At 44.3% G+C, this 19,174-nt stretch carries 18 protein-coding genes; 14 read left to right on the top strand and 4 right to left on the bottom strand.

From position 1 onward, the window contains the following. Positions 1-38 precede the first annotated feature (38 nt). From DOM22_RS00845 to DOM22_RS00815, 7 genes are all read left to right on the top strand, one after another. Positions 39-902 (top strand): hypothetical protein, encoded by an 864-nt coding sequence (locus DOM22_RS00845; protein WP_246845787.1) that lies wholly within the window; start codon positions 39-41, stop codon positions 900-902. Between the two features lie 93 nt (positions 903-995). Then, positions 996-1,733: a protein TolQ gene (gene tolQ, locus DOM22_RS00840; RefSeq protein WP_142698575.1), complete on the top strand. Its 738-nt coding sequence runs from the start codon at positions 996-998 to the stop codon at positions 1,731-1,733. Between the two features lie 3 nt (positions 1,734-1,736). Continuing rightward, positions 1,737-2,159 (top strand): biopolymer transporter ExbD, encoded by a 423-nt coding sequence (locus DOM22_RS00835; RefSeq protein ID WP_246845786.1) that lies wholly within the window; start codon positions 1,737-1,739, stop codon positions 2,157-2,159. Next, the gene (locus DOM22_RS00830) at positions 2,156-2,989 is read left to right on the top strand and encodes a cell envelope integrity protein TolA (protein WP_142698574.1); all 834 of its coding nucleotides are present in this window, start codon (positions 2,156-2,158) and stop codon (positions 2,987-2,989) included. Before DOM22_RS00835 ends, DOM22_RS00830 begins: the two co-directional genes overlap by 4 nt. A 9-nt stretch (positions 2,990-2,998) precedes the next feature. Then, positions 2,999-4,384, top strand: coding sequence for a PD40 domain-containing protein (locus tag DOM22_RS00825; RefSeq protein ID WP_142698573.1), 1,386 nt, complete (start codon positions 2,999-3,001; stop codon positions 4,382-4,384). After that, positions 4,377-6,680 carry a glutamine-synthetase adenylyltransferase gene (locus DOM22_RS00820; protein WP_142698572.1) on the top strand — a complete coding sequence of 768 codons (2,304 nt, stop codon included), beginning with the start codon at positions 4,377-4,379 and terminating at the stop codon, positions 6,678-6,680. The genes DOM22_RS00825 and DOM22_RS00820 overlap by 8 nt, the downstream gene beginning before the upstream one ends. A 33-nt stretch (positions 6,681-6,713) precedes the next feature. After that, positions 6,714-7,448 carry a peptidylprolyl isomerase gene (locus tag DOM22_RS00815; protein ID WP_305764560.1) on the top strand — a complete coding sequence of 245 codons (735 nt, stop codon included), beginning with the start codon at positions 6,714-6,716 and terminating at the stop codon, positions 7,446-7,448. Between the two features lie 73 nt (positions 7,449-7,521). Here DOM22_RS00815 and DOM22_RS00810 read toward each other — a convergent pair whose 3' ends face one another. After that, a complete protein-coding gene (locus tag DOM22_RS00810) occupies positions 7,522-8,259 on the bottom strand; it encodes a hypothetical protein (RefSeq protein WP_142698571.1) in 738 nt (245 codons plus the stop codon). Between the two features lie 185 nt (positions 8,260-8,444). Next, positions 8,445-8,789: a thioredoxin gene (gene trxA, locus DOM22_RS00805; RefSeq protein WP_142698570.1), complete on the bottom strand. Its 345-nt coding sequence runs from the start codon at positions 8,787-8,789 to the stop codon at positions 8,445-8,447. 88 nt (positions 8,790-8,877) lie between these two features. Between trxA and DOM22_RS00800 the strand changes: the two genes are divergently transcribed. The 4 genes from DOM22_RS00800 to DOM22_RS00785 all read left to right on the top strand — a co-directional run bounded on the left by DOM22_RS00800 (position 8,878) and on the right by DOM22_RS00785 (position 15,052). Continuing rightward, on the top strand, positions 8,878-9,354 hold the full coding sequence (locus tag DOM22_RS00800; protein WP_142698569.1) for a DUF3015 family protein: 477 nt from the start codon (positions 8,878-8,880) through the stop codon (positions 9,352-9,354). Positions 9,355-9,376: 22 nt separating this feature from the next. Continuing rightward, entirely contained in the window at positions 9,377-11,167 is a 1,791-nt protein-coding gene (locus tag DOM22_RS00795) for a DUF4105 domain-containing protein (protein WP_168196516.1), read from the top strand. Between the two features lie 148 nt (positions 11,168-11,315). Next, the gene (locus DOM22_RS00790; RefSeq protein ID WP_142698567.1) at positions 11,316-14,180 is read left to right on the top strand and encodes a hypothetical protein; all 2,865 of its coding nucleotides are present in this window, start codon (positions 11,316-11,318) and stop codon (positions 14,178-14,180) included. Positions 14,181-14,356: 176 nt separating this feature from the next. Next, complete coding sequence (locus DOM22_RS00785; RefSeq protein ID WP_142698566.1) at positions 14,357-15,052, top strand: hypothetical protein; 696 nt, start codon at positions 14,357-14,359, stop codon at positions 15,050-15,052. A gap of 66 nt (positions 15,053-15,118) precedes the next feature. Here DOM22_RS00785 and DOM22_RS00780 read toward each other — a convergent pair whose 3' ends face one another. Beyond that, positions 15,119-15,835 (bottom strand): OmpA family protein, encoded by a 717-nt coding sequence (locus tag DOM22_RS00780; protein WP_246845785.1) that lies wholly within the window; start codon positions 15,833-15,835, stop codon positions 15,119-15,121. Positions 15,836-15,857: 22 nt separating this feature from the next. Beyond that, entirely contained in the window at positions 15,858-16,685 is an 828-nt protein-coding gene (locus DOM22_RS00775) for a flagellar motor protein (protein ID WP_246845784.1), read from the bottom strand. A gap of 23 nt (positions 16,686-16,708) precedes the next feature. Here DOM22_RS00775 and DOM22_RS00770 point away from each other — a divergent pair, with 23 nt between their 5' ends. From DOM22_RS00770 to DOM22_RS00760, 3 genes are read left to right on the top strand one after another with little or no spacing between them, the layout of a single operon-like run. Beyond that, the gene (locus DOM22_RS00770; RefSeq protein ID WP_142698564.1) at positions 16,709-17,296 is read left to right on the top strand and encodes a phosphatase PAP2 family protein; all 588 of its coding nucleotides are present in this window, start codon (positions 16,709-16,711) and stop codon (positions 17,294-17,296) included. Next, positions 17,293-18,279: an SDR family oxidoreductase gene (locus DOM22_RS00765; protein ID WP_142698563.1), complete on the top strand. Its 987-nt coding sequence runs from the start codon at positions 17,293-17,295 to the stop codon at positions 18,277-18,279. The genes DOM22_RS00770 and DOM22_RS00765 overlap by 4 nt, the downstream gene beginning before the upstream one ends. Further along, on the top strand, positions 18,280-19,173 hold the full coding sequence (locus DOM22_RS00760) for a biosynthetic peptidoglycan transglycosylase (RefSeq protein WP_142698562.1): 894 nt from the start codon (positions 18,280-18,282) through the stop codon (positions 19,171-19,173). The last annotated feature ends 1 nt before the right edge of the window (position 19,174 follow it).

Genomic DNA, 19,174 nt, shown 5'->3' with positions numbered 1-19,174 from the left:
CTGATTTCGAGACTTTAGGATGCTATACCGACCTCCATATGCGAGTACTTTTAGCGACATTAGCATCCTTGGCTCTGGTAGGTTTCGTCATCATCATGACCCGTATTTGGGGCATGGGCCAAAACTTCCAGGAATACAAATCTCCTTATTTGGAAGGTCAAACTCCGTATGTGGCCGTAAAAGCTCATACTTTGGCCAAAATGGCGGAGGCTATTGATGCTCGTCCCGACGTTATTATCTGGGCGGATGTGAGAATTTCCAACAATCGGGTTCCATTCATCCTGCCTCCAAGCCGTGACGTTGAATTCCTCAATGCAAAAATGGCCGAGCAAGAAGCCAATCCATCTGCGAACATCATGTTGGGAAGCAAGCTTTCTAACTTTTCGTGGGAGCAGATTAACGAATTCTATAAGAGCACTCCCGCTTTAAAAGAATTGTACGAAAAATTCCCCAAAACACGTTTCATTTTGAATGTTGTCGACAACGTCAGCGACGTGGACTCGTTGGTTTCAAACGCAATCCAGGATTATAAATCCAACGATCGCACTCTAATCCAAAGTGATGCGAACGTGATCACAAATGCCATCAAGAGCCTGCAGCCGACGTGGCTTTATGGAACAAGCAAACCAGATTTGATGCGCCTGATGAGTTTTGATTCTTTGTGGGTTTTACCTTCGACACAATTTAAGGGAGATGTTTTTATTGCTCCTTTTAAAATTCAAAATCGCCCTGCATTTAATGACGCCGTTCTTGCAGAAATGCGCCGTCGTAAGAAAAAAATCTTCCTGGTTGTCGAAAACGAGGAAGAATTCAAAAAGGCCGTTGAGATTAAAGCTGATGGTTACATCGCGAATGACATCGGCCAGATCACGACTTGGTTGGCTACGACTCCACCAAAGTAATGAGCTAATCACGACGATGGTCCTGCGCCATAGGGACATCGTGGGTTGATCTCAGGACCTTTTGCTTATAGTGTGGAACATGGAGGTTCATCTATGTTTCCACTTTTAGTCCAGGCAGCCGAAGCCGCACCTTCTGTTTCCGTTAATACAAACTCTTGGGATGCAATCGCACAAGCAAGTCCAGTCGTTCAGCTGACTTTGGTTATCCTAATCGTTATGTCGATCTTTTGTTGGGCGATTGGTTATACTAAATACCAAGCCTTCAAAAATATGCGCACGGCAGATGATTTGTTCCTTAATAAATTCTGGAAAGTAAATTCCTTGGATTCTTTGTATGAAGATATCGATCAATACAAAGAATCATCCGTAGCTCGCGTATTTAAAGCGGCTTACTTGGAGATGAAAAAGATTTCCGAATCTCCCCTTTTGGCACGCACTGAAAATGACAAGCCTATTTTGTCGGGCATCGACAACTTGGAACGTATCATTAATAAAGCCACTGAAAACGAGATTGCAAAAATTGAATCTCGCCTGACAGTTCTGGCAACTACCGGCAGTACAGGTCCTTTTATCGGTTTATTTGGTACGGTTTGGGGGATCATGCAATCCTTCCATAAAATCGGTCAGACAGGTTCTGCAAGCTTGGCAGTCGTGGCTCCTGGTATCTCGGAAGCCTTGATCTCCACAGCAATTGGTCTGGCAGCAGCTATTCCAGCCGTGGTTTTGTATAACAACTTTATTTCCCGCATTCGCAAACAAGAAATTACTTTGAATAACTTCGGTGCAGACTTTCTGAACATCGTTAAACGTAACTTCTTTCAAGGAAACTAAATCATGGGAATGGGCAGTGGTGGCGGCGGCAAAAAAAGTCGCGCGACATTAAGTGAAATCAACGTGACGCCTTTAGTGGACGTCATGCTGGTTCTTCTGATCATGTTCATGGTGACGACTCCCCTGATGCAACAAGGGATCGACGTCGACCTGCCAAAAACTTCGGCTTCTGGCGTAGAGATGAATGAAGAACCTTTTGTCCTGGTAATTGGTCACGATCAAAAAATGACCATCGCGAAGACACGTATTCAAATGGCCGATCTTAAAACAAAGTTAAAAGCCATTTTTGAAAATAAAAAGAACAAACAAATATTCATCCAAGCAGATCGCAAAGTAGATTACGGCTTCGTCGCGGAAGCTATGGCGGAAATTCGCGCTGCAGGGATCTTTAACATCGGCTTAGTGACAGTACCAAAAGACAAGTGAGCGCATTAAACGATAAACCTCAGATTGACTCTCTAAATCGCGGCTTGGTGATCTCTATTGGATTCCACGTCGGTTTAGTTCTATTCTTCATTGTGAAGGCGGCGTTCTTTACGCCCGAGTCTATTGATTTCACTCAAGCTGTTCGCGTGGATATTGTGGGTCTACCCGATAAATTAGACCCCAACAATCTGCCACCGAAGCCAGAAGCTAAAGAAAATGCGAAGCCCGCTGAGAAAAAACCAGAACCCTCTCCGGTTGTTGAAAAGCCTGCGGAAAAAAAGCCAGAACCTAAAGTTGAAACCAAGCCTGAAGTTAAGCTTCCGACTAAGACTGCTAAAAAAGATGACGGCGTAAACTTAGAAAAAGTTAAATCCAAGCAGCAAGATGCCTTGGAAAAACTAAAAGCGATGGCCGCGATTGAAAAATTAAAAGAGGAAGACGCTAAAAAGCCGACTCCTCCAGCGGGCACTGGAAAATCCACGGTGGGAGCTGCGCCCATCAAGGGGAATCAAGTTTCACCCGGAACAGCGCTTACGGGTTTAACTAAATTGCAGCATGACACTTATGGGGCGGATTTAGATCGCCACATCAAACAGCATTGGGCCTTGCCTGAGTGGCTAGCGAAACGCGATTTAAAAGCGCAAGCTCGCGTATATATTGATTCTCGTGGAAATATTTTAGATCGTAAGATTATTAAATCGAGCGGAAATCCCAGTTATGATGAAGAGGTGTTGAAGACGATTGATCAATCGGCACCTTTCCCTCCACCACCGGAAAAATTTGTATCACTTGTTAGTGTGGATGGGATTTTAATCGGCTTCCCAGAGTAAGGAGAAACTATGATCCGACTTCTATGTGTATTACTCGCAGTTATTTCGCTGTCTCAAGTCAGCATGGCTCAGGACAATGGCATTTATATTAAACTTGGTGAAGCCCGCACTAAAAAAAGTATGTTGGCGTTCCCGGCGTTGCAATACTTCGGTACTCCGACGACGGCTTCACACTATCAAGCAACGGGGGCTGAGATCTTTAATGTCGTTAATAACGACCTTTCAGTTTCTTCGTACTTTCAATTTATCGATTCAAAAGCCTTCCTTGAAGATCCAAGCAAAACAGGTCTGACACCGGCTCCGGGAAATCCTGGTGGTTTTAAGTTCCAAAGCTGGTCAGCAATTGGTGCTGACTTTTTGATCCGCGCTGGTTTTTCAATTGCTGGCAATGAAGTGACTTTGGAAACGTACCTTTACTCTGTTAGCAAAGCGACTTTGATCGCAGGCAAAAAATATAAAGGCCCTGTATCGAGTGCTCGTCGTATCGGTCATACGTTCGCGAATGACGTGATGAAGGCTTTGACGGGTACAGATGGTATGTTCTTGTCCCGCGTGGTTCTGACTTCAGATAAAGCTGGCGGCCAGGCCCGTGAAGTCTACATCATGGACTGGGATAGCGCGAACTCGATGCAGATTTCCAAACATTCCAGTGTGGCGATCTCCCCGGCATGGTCTCCAGATGGTTCAAAAGTGGCTTATACGTCCTATGTGAAGCGCGTTGGTTCCAAATTTAGAAATGCCGACATGTTGATGTTGGATTTGAAGTCAGGAAAACGTTCTTTGATTTCATATCGCCAAGGTATCAACTCGGGTGCTTCGTTCTCTCCAGATGGTAAAACAATCTTTTTGACGATTTCTCAAGGAAACAGCCCTGACATTTATAAAATGTCTTACGATGGAACTTTGAACGGTAAAATCACCAACGGTCCTGCTGGTGCGATGAACGTTGAACCAGTTGTCTGCCCGGGTGATGCAAATAAAATTGCTTTCTCTTCAGACCGCGCTGGTAAACCGATGATTTACACAATGGATGCAAACGGTGGAAACGTAAAACGTCTGACTTTCGCAGGTGTTTTCAACTCTTCTCCGTCTTGGTCCCCTGATTGCAAAAAAATCGCCTTTGCAGGTCAAAGCGATAACAACTTTGATATCTTTGTTATGAATGCAGATGGGTCTGATATGATTCGTCTGACTTCGGCTAAGAAATCAAACGGCAAAATGTCATCGAATGAAGACCCTTCATTCTCTCCAGACGGCCGTTTTGTTATGTACTCCAGCAATCGCACAGGAAAGAATCAAATCTATCTTTCCACGGTTGATGGAACTGAAGAGCGCCGCGTAACGAATGACAACTACAACTACTTCAAACCGAAGTGGTCCGTAAACCTTGAGTAATTCCTCGTTAGAATCTTCTCTAAGAATCAAGCGCAACGGGATCTGGTCCCGCTGCGCTGACTCTGCCAAAAATAATTCCCAAGATTCAATTCAAATATGCCATGACTGGAGTACCGCTGCTGATGAGCTTTTAACTGAAGCTTTTAAGCACTGCTTTCCGGAAAACGATATCGCACTGTTTGCTTTAGGTAAACTGGGTTCTGAAGAGCTGAATTTAAGCTCTGATGTCGATGTTCTGTTTGTATCTGATGCTGACAATGACAAACATTTGCGCGGCTTACGCCAATTTCAAAAGTTACTGAGCGAAAGAACTGCTGAAGGCTTTGTTTTTCGTGTGGATTTTGATTTGCGCCCTGGCGGTCGTCATGGGCCGCTGATTCCCACGGTCGAACACTTCCGCGATTACTATGGAAACTATGGCGAAACCTGGGAGCGACTGGCCTTTGTTCGCTTGCGCGCAATTACCGGTAATCCTGAAATCATTCGGCAGGTCGAAGCTTTTGCTAAGAAGTTTTCTTTCCGCAGACATTTGGATTTCACGCTGTTTGATGATTTAAAGCATCTGCGCGGAAAAATTCAAAATGCCTATCATACTCCCGCAAATGCTGACGTGATCGATTTGAAAATGGGTATTGGCGGAATCAGGGATCTGGAACTTTTCTGCCATGCCCTTTTAGTTGTTCACGGAGGCAAAGATCCATCGCTACAAACGCGTGGAACCATCGAGGCTTTGAAACTTCTTTCAGCTAAGGCAATCTTGCCGCAAGATGAATCTGATTTCTTGGTTGCTCATTATCGCAATCTGCGTGGGCTTGAGAATTACGTTCAAGCACTTAACGATGAACAAACCCATCTATTGCGTTTAAATGACACTCATCCAGAGTTTGTAACGACGGCACTTAAAACTTTATCTTCGGAAATGCAGAATTGTGATCAGATCGTAAAAACTTTGCTGGGAGAATCTCCCAAAGCGGTTTCGTTAGAAAACGAACTCAGCACTTTGGGATTGCCTGAGGACGATATCAAAGAACTGTGGAATGAGATTATCGAGCAGGAAGTCCTTTCACGTAACAAAGGCCGTGATGAAACGGCTCGTAAATCTTTCCTGCAGGAGTTCGTAAACATCCTGCAGGCTCAAGGTGGCGACAGCCGCCGAGCTTTGTCGTTTTTAAAAGATTTTATTCGCAGCACTCGAGCTAAGGCGAGTTTCTTTACTCTTCTTCTGCGCGAGAATGAACTTTTGAAAAAATTGGCGTGGTTGTTTGCGCACTCCCCTTATTTGTCGCGCATTCTTTGCAGTCGCCCCGAGCTTTTGGATTCTTTTGTGTTCCGTGCGCAAAACGAACTCTCGGAAGATCTGGATCGGTTGCTGGAAGAACTTGCCGAGAAAAAACTTCTATCGGAACTGATCAATGGCAGTCAGTACTTGGAAGACCGTGATCTGGATACTCTTTTGCAGAATTTGACGTTCACGGCGGATTCGATTGCTTCGGCCTTGCTGACAGCTTTAAAGAAAGACTACCCGTGTTCAGTAGAAATCCTGGCGCTGGGCAAATGGGGTGGCAAAGAATTGGGATTCAAATCGGATTTGGATTTCCTGTTCGTGATCACCGGTGAACCTTCTGACAACGATTTCAAACTGGCGAAACGATTTATTTCGCGCATGACTGAGTCCCATCGTGGCGGAAATATCTATTCCATCGATATGAGACTTCGGCCTTCTGGCAAAGCGGGGCCTATCGTAATTCCTCTCTCTGATTTGCAAAGTTACCTAACCAATGAATCTGAAATTTGGGAACGTCAGGCGTATTTGAAATCTCGCTGGGTGAATTTCGCAGGGCCATCGTTGGTGGACTGTTATATTGATCAGGGTCTGACCGCTGCGCAACTTTTGGAATTGAATCGCATTCGTCAGGAGCTTGTTAGCAAATCTCCAACCTTGAATCTAAAATACAGTGAAGGTGGAATGGTCGATATTGAGCTCGCGATTCAAACTGTTTTGCTGAATAAAAGGCTTGCTCCACCAAATTCATCTACAGAGGGTTTCCTATCCGTGGAGTCAGCACAACACTCGAGTCTTGCGAAGAACTACACCTATATGCGTCAAATCGAACAGATGCTCCAGCTGATAGCGTCAGAGTCGACGGCTGAAGTGTCTTTAAATCACGAGTCCTTTCATGGTCTTGCTGTGGCGTTTAATACTTCGCCTTCGAAGCTTCTCGAAGATATTTCCGAGAGGATTTCCGAAAATCTCATCACCTTGAAGGCGCTTGACCCTCGTCGTGGCCATCACTAAAAGTTAAGGCTCTAACAAATCAGGAGTATTCCAATGTCGAAGAATATCGATATTAAAAAGGTATTTTGGATCTACCTTTTCGCTTTCTTGCTTGCTGCTTTCAGTTTCCGTGCGGATGCCGCAGAAACAACAGCTGAAAAATCAACAGATGCGGCAGTTGAAAAAACGGCTGACGTAAAAGCTGAAAAACCAGCAAAGAAATCAAAAGCGGATTCCAAAAAAGCTAAAGAAGATACTGCCACTAAGAAGGGAAAACCGATGTTTGCACTTTTCGAAACAACTAAAGGCAATTTCAAAGTTAAACTTTTGACTGAGACTGCACCTAAAACAGTTGAAAACTTTGCGGGTCTTGCTGAAGGCTCTAAAGAATGGACTGATCCTAAAACTGGTTCGAAAGTTAAAAAGCCTTTTTATGATGGCTTGTCTTTCCACCGTGTGATCAAAGATTTCATGATTCAAGGTGGTTGCCCACTTGGAACTGGTACTGGTGGTCCGGGTTACCGTTTCGACGACGAGTTCCTTCCAGGTCAACCTAAGCACTCTAAACCGGGTATGCTTTCTATGGCGAACGCGGGTCCTAACACGAACGGTTCCCAATTCTTTGTTACGACAGTTGCAACTCCTTGGTTGGATGGTCGTCACGTTGTTTTCGGTGAAGTTGTTGAAGGTATGGACGTAGTTCACGCTATCGAAAATACTAAAGTAGGCCCAATGGATCGTCCAGTTGAGCCAATGATCATCAAGTCAGTTAAAATCGTAAGAGAGTAGTCATTATTAAATGACGAAATAAAAAACCCGCTTCGAAAGAGCGGGTTTTTTTATGTCCAAAATTTGTTAGAAACTATTGAACACCGATTGGTAAGGCATCCCCGTTCGTAATCACAGTGCCGGAACTTGTGCCGCCACTGGTACCACCTTGAGAGAAACCTCCGCCGCCGCGACCGAAGCCACCGCCTTGTTGCATTCCTCCACCAGGCATTCCTTGCATGCCGCCGCCCATACTGCGACCTGGGCCCATGCCCATACCACCTTGTTGTTGTTGGCGACCACCAAATCTTGGTGGCTCACGACGGTCGTCCATACGATCATCCCGCATTTCTGGGCGAGGTGGATCGAAACGTTGACCACGGTCAGGACGATTTGGACGAGACTGTGCGATGTCGGATTCTTCTCTTCTAAACCAGGAACCATCACCGGCACGACAAACATAACCGCGCGTGATCATCGGCGTATCAGTTCTGCGATTCCAAACTTCACTGCGATAAATGCGGCAATAGTATCCATCAAAATATCCTTCTCCGGTGAAGACGATGCGTCCACGATGTCCGTGTCCATCCCATGCATAAGGAGTATCGCGAAAGTCATTGCTTAAAGCTTTATTCCACATGCGCTGTGATTGGCGATTGTCATCATCATCAAAGTCTTGAGCGATGTTCGCACCGATCAAGCCACCGATAATAGCACCACCAATGGTCGCAGCGATCTCCGTCCCGCGATCAGCTGCCTTAGCTGTTTGTGCTTGAAGTGCGATACTAAATGCCAGAACTATTAGTGTAATTTTCGGAAATACGTTACTCATACGACCTCTCTCGTTTTAGTTTTTCAGAAAACTAGAAGAGCAAGGTGTAAGCCGGAAAAAGCACACACGAGTTAATCGTGCGAGCTTGCTATCTTAATTTTGATTGTGGAAAGACTGTGCAATTCCGCCATGTTGTCTAAGAAATCAATTCGTGACAAAAAATGGAGCTGCTTAGACGAGCGAACTTATTCTTTTTCAACCTGAGACATATCGATCTCTTTAGCTCTTTGAACGATTTGTTCCAAAACTTCTTCGTTCACGGCACCGGGCTGGACGAATATAATAGACTGTTCTTTGATGACAGCTAATGTGGGAATTGACCGCACTTCAAAACTTGCTGCAATTTCCGGTTCCTCGTCCGTATTGATCTTAATGAACTTAACTCCAGGATGTTTAGCTGCTACGGCTTCAAAAACAGGCGCAAATCTTTTACAAGGACCACACCACACCGCCCAGAAGTCCACGATAACAATCTGGTTTTCTTCAACAACTTGCTTGAAATTTTCCTTTGTGATCTCAGTAACAGACATAGTTTAAGCCCTAGCCTTTCATAATTAGAGTTTGATGGAAAACACAGAATGAGTCAGCATAAATAGTATTCAACAACAGGAGGCTCCATTGAAAAAGGTTCTTTTTACAGTTCTATTTATGTTCTCTGCTCACGCTTTTGCCGGTGACGCGGGTTGCGGTTTGGGTTCAGTAATCATCTCTAAAAACTCTAAACTTTTGCAACTATTCGCAATCACTACAAATGCATCATTCTTCTCTCAAGCTTTCGGTATTACTTCGGGTACTTCCGGTTGTTCTGCGAGCGGTATCGTAATGAACGATAAAGAAGTTCAATACTTCGTTGAAGTGAACCAAAAAGAACTTTCTCGTGAAATGGCTCAAGGTCACGGTCAACTTCTTGCGACTTTGGCTGAGATGAAGGGTTGCAAAAATACTGAAGCACAAAATGCATTCGGTACCTTCACTCAAGGTTCTTACACAAACATCATTCCAGCATCTAACACATCTGCAGCTGAAATGGTTTCTAACTTGAACAATGAACTTGCCGGTCAAAAGGATCTTCAAAGCCTTTGCCATGGTTCTTAATTTTCTAGTTACCGTTATATTAATGACAGCCCCACTATTTGCGTGGGGCTTTTCATTGCAGGATACTGCTCTTTACAAAGAGCAGGCTCTGGCAAAAAACCTCGATCAGTCGACCGCCTGGTTAAAACTTGGTCACTATCGCAAAAACCTCTCTGGAAATTTTAACTCCCCGATTCGTGGAAATTTTTTTATCGCGTCTGAGGGTTCTAAAGATCCTCGCGCCGAACTTCTTGCTACACTTGATCTTCTATTCGACGCAAAAACCTCAAAATCTCAATGCCGTTACCTGGCTCGCACCTCTTGGCTAAAATCTGTCTTGGATATTAAAGCGGGCGATCTTGAAGATTGTCCTGAAAGAAAAGACTGGAAAGCTCAGTTGGGCGCATCCGAAGCATATCTGATTTTCGCCGCCTCTGATTTATCAAGTGCACCCTCTAGTTTTGGTCATACATTTTTACGTCTGCACAATCCCAAAAATACAGGACAACTGGATTTGTTAGATTATGGAATTAACTATGCCGCGTTCACAGGAACCGAGGGAGGCGCCCTTTACGCACTTAAGGGTATATTCGGATATTATCCAGGCAGTTACTCGATGCTTCCCTATCATCAAAAGATTCAGGAATATTCTAATCTGGAAGGGCGCGACCTCTGGGAGTACAAACTGAATCTGACTCCGCAGCAAGTCGAATTGATGATTGACCATCTTTTAGAGCTTGAAGGTAGTTTTGCTCCTTACTATTTCGCTGATGAAAATTGTTCCTCCCAGATGTTGGAACTTATTGAAGTCGCATCACCAGCCAGTGATCTCACTTCGCAATTTCACGCCATGGCGATACCTCTGGACACTCTTAAAGCCGTCGCTAATGCGGGGCTGATCGGTGGAGAAAAACTTCGCACATCTTTGCAAACTGAATGGCGCGCACGTTATGCAAAGCTTAACTTTTCCGAACGCCCTGCTCTTCGTTCCGTTTTATTAAAAGAGCAGGACACTAATAAAAACTATTTGGAACTTTCGAAAAAAGAGAAAGCCGAAACCCTCGAGGCTGCTCTTAGCTATCTTTCAATTCGAGAGTATCGCGATCAAAAAGAGTACAATGATGAAAAGTATAAACTCTCCGTCGCCCGCGCGAAATTAGGAGCGATCACGGAGCCCGTAACGATCACTCCGCCGAAATCTCCCTTGCTAAGCCCTGCGACAGCAGCGTTTTACCTGGGATATGGGCAAAACGATCAGCAAGACTATTTCCAGTTTAAATTCCGCCGTGGATTTCACGATTTGTTATCCGATGACAGCGGGCTGGCGCCATTTTCGCAATTAAACTTTTTTGTCTTTGATGTTCGCTATACTCCAACCAGGCAAAACTGGGATTTAAATCAGTTTGTTTTCTTAAGCATTCTTTCGACATCACCGTGGACTCAGCTAGAAAAACCGATTTCGTGGTCGCTTGAAGTGGGTACCGAGCCAAAACTAAATCCTTACGTGAATGGCGGCATCGGTGCGAGCTTTGATTTACCTTTAATGAAAGCAACTCGTTGGTCTCTGTTCGCGGTGAGTGAAAACTCCTACCTTACCGACATCGCGCAACCCTATTTGGGAGCGAAATCGATGTTCATGATGAAATGGGTTGATCAATTTAGAACTCTGTTTCAGTCGGAATATCTTTACTCGACAACTCAAGGCGAATTCCATTGGAATCACCTTGTTGCAGGCTCTTTCTCCTATAGAAAAATAGAGATTCGCGCCGAAGCCGAGCGAAAAGACACCGTTGACCAGTGGGGTCTCTCACTAATTCTTCCGGCTCCTTTCTAAACACCCGACCGTCATTATTATAGACAGGCCATTGACCGAATAAGGCCCCGTCTCACTTTGAGGCGTTCCAGTTCCTTTATATCGCTAATGACAGGCCCCTGACTTGCTTATCTCTTGAGTAAGGCAAATTGCCTTTTGAGGAGATCCTATGTTTAAGGCGTCTTTAACATATAAAAGAACGATCAGCTTCCTAACCGCTTTGGTAGTCGGCTTTTCTTCATTGTCTCCTGCACTTGCTGCCTCCATCACTAAATCTGAGGACCAAAGAGCCACGCAAGATAAAGCCATGCTTGAATCCATTGGCTATTCCGTAAAAGTTGATTATGATAATAAAATCACGCGTGTTTTCGATAAGAAAACCAATATTCCAGTTATGGAAATTCCGTTTGCCGATGAAAAAGTACTTCGTCAATACGATCCCAAAAACTTAGAGCGCCGTCTTTTAAAAGAAATGGGTGGCGTTTGGAGCGCTAATAAAGCTGCATTCTCTCATTCACTTAAAAACTTAGCTCCTGAATCAGTTATGTTCTTCTCTGCAATGGGCTTGGTTATGATGGGTGAGCTTGTAGTTAATTACTCTCAAAATCCTGTCGCTATTGATCAACATATCACTCACTCATTCTCGCCAATGGGTATCATTGGTTTCCAACTATTCATGTACTCCCAAGGCGCAGCTTCGAATGTCATGGCGATGTATATGAAAAATCCGCGCTACCACGTGATGATTCCTTACTTGGGGATGGTTGTGGGTGCGACAGTTCAAGGTTTGGCTTCACAACTGGTTGCAGATCCTAACGTAAAAATGTGCGCAAAAGTTTGGATGGGCAAAAAAGTTACCCAGCAAGATCTGGATAAAGGTGTGGATAAAGATCCATGCTCGAAAGCTTATGAGTATTTGGTTATTCACAGGAAGCTTTGGGAAATGGCACCCAACATTACCTCTATGCTTATCTCCTCTGCGGTGGCTGCAACTTTGGAAAAAGGTGCTGTTAATCTTCTGACGAAACAAGCGGTTCAAGGTGCTCTGATCCGTTGGACTGGCGTTGATATCGTTGCTTGGTTTATCCCAGGATCTATGCAAGTAAAAGGTCTTCGTTTCTTGCTGACGAAAGGTTTGAAACTTGCGACTTTCGTAGCCCTGGATCAGTTATTCATGCGTGCAGTAACTTACACTTGGAGAAACGTGGTCGACGCTCATGAACTTTACGGTTACTCCAGCGAGCTTGAGCAAGAAATCAATGCAATGAAGAAATCTCAGTGGCTTGCTACCTATGATGTTCCACTGCAAACGAAACTAAAAACGTTCAAAGATAAAATGATCGCTTGGAGAGGCGCTAATATGGCGTCTGTTCAAGAGGCAAGCGCCAACTGGCAAAGTGCTTTGTTCCAGCTGACTCAAGGCTATAAATCTGCAGAGAATTTCTATGGAGATTTCGTCTCTCAAGTGCGTGACCATCGCTATGGCGACAGACCTGCTAATATTACTTATAAAGCACCTTTGTTCGGAGTTCGTGCTGGTGAAATGAAAGCTTCCGACGATGCTTTCCACACGGATCCAATGTTCGTGCAGCACCAACAGGCTTACACAATGGAAGACGCAGCCGCTGCAGCTTCACTTCTTTTGCAATCCCCACAGTTCAAACAGTTGACCACTGATCAACAAAAGAAATTCACGACGATCGTAAATGGTCTTGGCGAAAAAGATCTGAATAAAGCGGCTCAAACTTTGACGATGCTTAACAACGAACTTCGCGTCTCTGCTTACACCGTAAACGTCTATCAAACTCTTCTGAGCCAAGTTCGCTCAATGTTGGGGAATCCAAATCCACAAATGAGCACGGGCGCTGCGTGGGCCGCGACCTATGTATCGAGCCCTGCCACTTATGAGAAAGTAAAAGACACGAACTTTTACCGCCGCGTGGGTATTTTCTCGACTCCACAGATCTCAGACAATTTGATCATGCAAATGGCCTGTGGTCCTGATATCGAGAAAGGCGAACTTGCCGTTCGCAACTCTGTCGGTTTCCCTTCTGTATTCCTTGCTCCATCAATTGGTATTTCCGGTCAAAAGTTCGAAGAGTGCAGCAATATGAATATGGACCGCTTTAAGAATAGCGCTCCAATGCCCTATGCTTGGCCAGTGAAAATTGCAAAAGCGAATGGGAAAAATGTGACTTACAATGGCTGGGTTGAATACTTGCTAGCAGAAGCTCGCCCTTCAGTTATTGGAACAAAAGAACAAGTTCCATTTGATTCTTGGTGGAAGCAAAACACTTATGCGCAAATGAAGTCGGCGTTTGATACTTACGGCCTTGAATACGACAAAATCGTAGTAAACATGATGCGTGATCTTTATCGCCCAGGCAAAATCGCGATCAACACGGGCCCGTCATACAACGGTGTGATGAATGCTATTTTCCAAGAGGAAAGAGTGTATCTTTCTATTCTTAACGACATCATGAACCCGGCTAAAGAATACAAAATGGATTTTGAAAACAACATGGACAAGGCACCCACAGACTCTCTGCTAAAACAAGTAGAGGCAGAATTTGCAACGATGAACCGTCTGATCAAGCAGATCAAAATTGTTACGATCAATGGTCGCGAACGCATTCAATCAAGTTTGCAAAACTCTCAACTTGAAGCTCAAGGTGAAAAGATCAATCAATCCCTGACGAAGGTTGCTGAGACATTGGGCGTTGCAGTTCCAAATTCCGGCAAACCAGCCGAGGTAGATCCTTTTGCAGGCCTGGAAGACGACTCGGCTCCGGCAAAAGAAAAACATGAGACAAAAAAGTTCACTTTGACGAAAACTCAAACCAACTTGGTGGTGAGTGTACTCGAAGCCCTTCAAGGCTTGTCAGTGGAAATGAAATCCTACGGATCCATCGCAAATGCCGTCAGCTGGGACAAGATCAATAGTCTTGAACAGATGAGCAAGGATCAACAGAAGTTTGATAAAGCTGTAGAGAAAGCCGCTCAAAACATGACGGCATCTGCCCAGGGAAACTAAGAGCGTATCAATATGAGACGCGGTTATCGGAAGGATAACGACGAGCGCAGAAAAGGTCACTGATTTCAGAGGTTAAACACGGAATCGGGCCCAGTTGAAATATACGAGTTTTTGGGTTGGTAAAGGTTTTGCTTAATAGACTTATATAGGAAACGAATTTTAAAAGAGGAGATTTCATGAAAAAGGCATTTATTATCGGTATGACACTAGCGTTCTCTGCAACTGCATTCGCAGCTCCAGGGAAAATGACAACAACTGAAAGATTGGCTAAATTCGATAAAACAAGCCAAGAGTATTTTTTGGATTCTAGCGGCAATCTGAAAAATGCATCGGGTAAAAATGCTGAAAAGAAATATCTTGAGCAATCTTTGAGAGATATTTCCAAAAATGAAACTCAAATCGTTGATAATGCATTGAAATACGGCACTAAAGAATTTGGCTTCGGTGATCCAAAAATGAAGTCCGAAGTTATGAAGAATTTAGTATCGATTGTAGCAGCAAAAAAAGCATCTGAGAAAATCACTGATCCTGCTGAAGCAAAAGAAGTATCTGATTCCGCTTCTGGTTTGGCGAATATGCTTGGAAAAATGCACCTTTTGAAAGCTGCTGAATCTCGCGAACTAACTAAAGAGCAAAATTCGATTGCTATTGAAGCTTTCGATAAATCAGTACGCCTTGGCACTCAAATTTTGACTCAATTCCAAGGAGCTGAGCGTTCATCTTACGCTCGTGTTTTGGCGAAATTTACTGAATTGTCTGCGAACAGCAACAAGCTTCCTTCTGAAATTCTAGTTGATTCTGTAATGGAATCACAAAAAGTTTCGAGAGAAAAAGCGATCGAGATCTTGAGAAAACTTAAAGACTGCGTATAGACCGCAACCACTCCTCCAAAACCCTAAAGCCAAGGCCTCAAAACCTTGGCTTTTTTAATTTGTAAATTAGATGCCGACCTTGTTGTTATCGGTGACGATCAGGATTTCAATTCGGCGGTTCATGGCCTTGTGCTCTTCCGTATCGTTGGGAACGATTGGCTTTTGATCACCATAAGAAATTGAAACGAAACGTTTTGGATTTAGCTTGTGGTACTTCACGAAATAACGAACAACTGCTGCAGAACGATCCCCTGCTAGCTCCCAGTTACTTGGATACTGCGGATCTGCGATCGGAGTATCATCGGTATGACCTTCAACGATAATTCTTTTATCATTCGCGGACAGGATCTCTGCGACCTTATCCAACGCTGGTAATGAAGACAGACGAAGCTTTGCCGAGCCCGGCGTAAAGAAACTTGAAGCAGTCAATGACACACGAACACCGACAGAGTCATGATAGATGTCCTGGATGTCCTTCTTTTTATCGTCCTTGCTCATCGCCTTGCCTAACGCACGCTCAACATAGTCAGCGGCTTCCGCAGGTCCGCCTTTTTTGGGAAAGTTACCGACAGGAATTTCTAGTTCGGCAATGGCTGAGTCAATGGTTTCGGCGTTTTGATCCGAGCCACCTTTACCCACCAAGTGGAAATTCAATTTAATCGATTGTTCGAAATCTTTTTGCTTATTCTCATTGGCAGTCGAGGTCGCGTACATCACCACAAAGAAGGCGAATAAAAGAGTGATAAAGTCCGCATAAGAGACCAACCATCTTTCATGATTCACATGTTCTTCGTGTCTTCTGTGTCTACGCTTTGCTTGCATGAGGCAGGTACGACCTTAATTTTTGTTCGATCACGATGTGGTTCGCACCTTTAGCGATCATTAAACCGCCCTCAAGTACCATCATCTTTTCACGAGTCATATCTTCAACGCGTTTTTTGATTTTGTTCCCCATTGGCAAAAACAAAAGATTAGCAGAGGCAACTCCGTAAACAGTCGCTACGAACGCAACCGCGATACCTGCACCCAGTTTACTTGTATCAGTCAAATTACCCATCACATGGATCAATCCCAATACTGCACCGATGATACCTATAGTAGGTGCAAAGCCACCAGCATCAGCCCAAATCTTTGCACCAGAAAGAAGCTCATCTTCCTCGGTGTAGATTTGAGTTTCAAAAATATCGCGGATCACTGACTCATCAACGCCATCAACCACATTGCGCAAAACATTTTGCATTAATGGGTCACCGATTTTACCAATTCTTGGCTCTAATGAAAGAATGGATTCTTTTTTTGCAAGTCTTGCGTACTCAACGATGTCTTCCAGTTTGCTGTGCGCTTCACTTTCGTGACGTTTGAATGCTTTTTTCGCAAGTTCCAAACCCGTTTTTAACGCATGTTCAGAACTGGAAACCATCACCGCTCCAGCAGTGCCGGTGAACACGATGATGAATGCTGTTAGCTGCATCAGCGAGCTCATATGGCCACCTTCAATCAGGTTTCCAAAAATGATCCCACCAAAGCCGATAAGAAGGCCTAATAATGTCGCAATGTCCATAAACACAATGATGCCATAGCGAGTTGAACGAGGCACTGTGGCCACTGGAAGACCTAGACTTTCTGCGAGCAAAAAACTAAGTTAAGATCCCTATCATGCTCGATTTTATTTTGAACCTCGATAAACGTCTTTTCCTACTGATCAATTCAGATTGGACTGCTCCGTGGGCAGACTTGTTTTTTCCATTTATCACTGATCTTCATAAAAAGAATCCTGTGAAGCTAATCATGCTTCCCCTGATCATTGCGCTCTTCATCTGGCGCCGAGGTTGGAAAAAAGGCTGCACTATTTTTATCATGGCGGTATTAAGTGTTTCTCTCTCTGATGGTGTCGGCAATTGGGCGTTTAAGAAAACCGTCCAGCGCCCCCGTCCGGCCGAGACTCAAGGTTTACAAGTAAACGTGCGCGCTCCTTTTGGTGGTTATAGTTTTGTCTCAAATCACGCGACGAATATGTTCAATTTCGCGACCTTCACTTCGGTCATCTTTCCAGTAATGGCTATTCCCATGTTTTCACTCGCGGTACTCGTTGGTTACAGTCGAGTCTACAATGGAGTGCACTTTCCTACCGATGTTCTGGCGGGAGCGATACTGGGTATTATTCTGGGGATTCTGATGGCTCGGTTGTGCCAAAAATTAATGGAACGTTTTGATGAAACTGACAACGAGGCTGAAGCAACATGAAAGTATTAGTCACTGGAGCGAATGGATTTTTAGGTAGCTGGCTGACACGTGCCCTGGTCGATCAAGGTCACGAAGTCTTCGCACTGGTTCGTAAGAACAGTGATCTGTCAGAACTAAAAGGTGTGAACTGCCAATATCGCTACGGTGATGTCACTGATGTTGTGTCCCTGTTGGAAGCCTTTGTAGATATCGATACAGTTTTCCATCTGGCGGGAGTTGTTGCATATAAAGCGGCAGATCGCCCCTTAATGGAAAAAGTAAATGTTCAAGGCACGGCCAATGTCCTTGAAGTTTGCAAAGAACGCAAAGTCCGCCGTCTGGTTCACCTTTCCTCAGTTGTAGCGGTCGGTGCAGGGCGCAATCCTCAAGAAATTCTCAACGAAACTTCCGCATTCAATATCCACGATTTGAACCTTGGATACTTTGAAACTAAGCATGACGCCGAAATGCTGGTTAAAAAAGCCTGCGACAAAGGCGAAGTGGATGCTGTCATTTTAAATCCTGCGACTATCTATGGATTTGGCGACGCCAAAAAAGGCAGCCGCAAGATGATGCTGAAAGTGGCTCAAGGAAAACTTAAGTTCTACACTTCCGGTGGTGTGAATGTCGTTGCTGTCGAAGACGTGATTCAAGGAATCTTAAGCGCTTGGAAAATCGGTAAAACGGGAGAGCGCTATATCCTGGCTGGCGAAAATATTCTGATCAAAGATCTTTTCCGCATGATCGCTGAAGAAGCCGGTGTGTCTGCTCCAAATAAGCAAATGCCGGATCAAGTTCTGCACGTGGTTGGAACGATTGGCGACTTTATGGAAAAGATGGGACTGAAAGGTCCACTGAGTAAAGAAAATGCCTACACGGCAACTATGTACCACTGGTTTGATTCCTCAAAAGCACAGCGCGAATTGGATTTCAAACCTCGCCCTGCTCGCCAAGCCATCCATAACAGTATTCAATGGGTTAAAGATCAAGGGATGTTGAAATAAATGAAGGCTGCTGGATTATTTTTTACCATTATTGTTGCGATCATGGGTTCTGCTGCGGCTTATATCTGGTCAACGCTTCCTAACGAAAAAGAAATCAAAGGCTGCATTATCACGACGATGTACAAAGTCGATCTGTGCCCGACTTCTAAAAACTATGTTCCTTTGAAACAGATTTCTTCGTACCTGCAAAGAACCATCATCATGACTGAGGATGGAAACTTCTATAAGCATCACGGCTTTGAGTGGGGAACGATTGAAAAGAACTTCCGCCAAGGCTGGGAAACTGGCGTCTATAAACGCGGTGGTTCCACAATCACCCAGCAGCTTGCAAAGAATATGTTCCTAAATGCCGACAGAACTTTCTTTAGAAAAGCCCTGGAAGCAATAATAACTGACCGAATCGAAAAAACTCTGACAAAGAAAGAAATCCTGGAAAAGTATCTGAACGTGGTTGAGTTCGGTAAAAACATTTACGGCATCAAACAAGCAGCTCAATTCTATTTTAAAAAATCACCAGCCGAGCTTGATGTCGTGGAAAGTGCCTTCATGGCAATGGTTCTGCCAAGTCCAATTAAGTATTCTCAGTCATACTATAAAAAAGAACTGACAGGATTTGCGCGCAAACGCATGAGTCAGATCGTACAAAATCTGTATCAATTCCACAGCATTGATCAGGCAGAGTACGAAGTCGCGATGGAGAGAATTCAGTCTTTCCTAAGCCCCGCTCCCCCGCCTATGGATGAAATCCCTGGCTTAAAGGGAATGTCAGCAGAGCAGGTGAATTCACTTAGCAATGACGAGATTGATCGCTTGGAACAAGAAATTCGCGACGAAAACAGCGACATTGATTCTTCGGATTTAGAAATCAAGCCTGAACATAATTTGGATAATTAGA

It is taken from the genome of Bdellovibrio sp. ZAP7 (assembly GCF_006874645.1).
GTDB lineage: Bacteria > Bdellovibrionota > Bdellovibrionia > Bdellovibrionales > Bdellovibrionaceae > Bdellovibrio.
Note: the sequence above shows the minus strand (reverse complement) of the source record. Positions and strands in the feature narration are given on the sequence as shown.

Bases quoted from the DNA above. Each gene is read 5' to 3' on its own strand.
- DOM22_RS00845 (WP_246845787.1), top strand. From the start codon at position 39: ATGCGAGTACTTTTAGCGACATTAGCATCCTTGGCTCTGGTAGGTTTC.
- tolQ (WP_142698575.1), top strand. From the start codon at position 996: ATGTTTCCACTTTTAGTCCAGGCAGCCGAAGCCGCACCTTCTGTTTCC.
- DOM22_RS00835 (WP_246845786.1), top strand. From the start codon at position 1,737: ATGGGAATGGGCAGTGGTGGCGGCGGCAAAAAAAGTCGCGCGACATTA.
- DOM22_RS00825 (WP_142698573.1), top strand. From the start codon at position 2,999: ATGATCCGACTTCTATGTGTATTACTCGCAGTTATTTCGCTGTCTCAA.
- DOM22_RS00815 (WP_305764560.1), top strand. From the start codon at position 6,714: ATGTCGAAGAATATCGATATTAAAAAGGTATTTTGGATCTACCTTTTC.
- DOM22_RS00810 (WP_142698571.1), bottom strand. From the start codon at position 8,259: ATGAGTAACGTATTTCCGAAAATTACACTAATAGTTCTGGCATTTAGT.
- trxA (WP_142698570.1), bottom strand. From the start codon at position 8,789: ATGTCTGTTACTGAGATCACAAAGGAAAATTTCAAGCAAGTTGTTGAA.
- DOM22_RS00795 (WP_168196516.1), top strand. From the start codon at position 9,377: ATGACAGCCCCACTATTTGCGTGGGGCTTTTCATTGCAGGATACTGCT.
- DOM22_RS00790 (WP_142698567.1), top strand. From the start codon at position 11,316: ATGTTTAAGGCGTCTTTAACATATAAAAGAACGATCAGCTTCCTAACC.
- DOM22_RS00785 (WP_142698566.1), top strand. From the start codon at position 14,357: ATGAAAAAGGCATTTATTATCGGTATGACACTAGCGTTCTCTGCAACT.
- DOM22_RS00770 (WP_142698564.1), top strand. From the start codon at position 16,709: ATGCTCGATTTTATTTTGAACCTCGATAAACGTCTTTTCCTACTGATC.
- DOM22_RS00765 (WP_142698563.1), top strand. From the start codon at position 17,293: ATGAAAGTATTAGTCACTGGAGCGAATGGATTTTTAGGTAGCTGGCTG.
- DOM22_RS00760 (WP_142698562.1), top strand. From the start codon at position 18,280: ATGAAGGCTGCTGGATTATTTTTTACCATTATTGTTGCGATCATGGGT.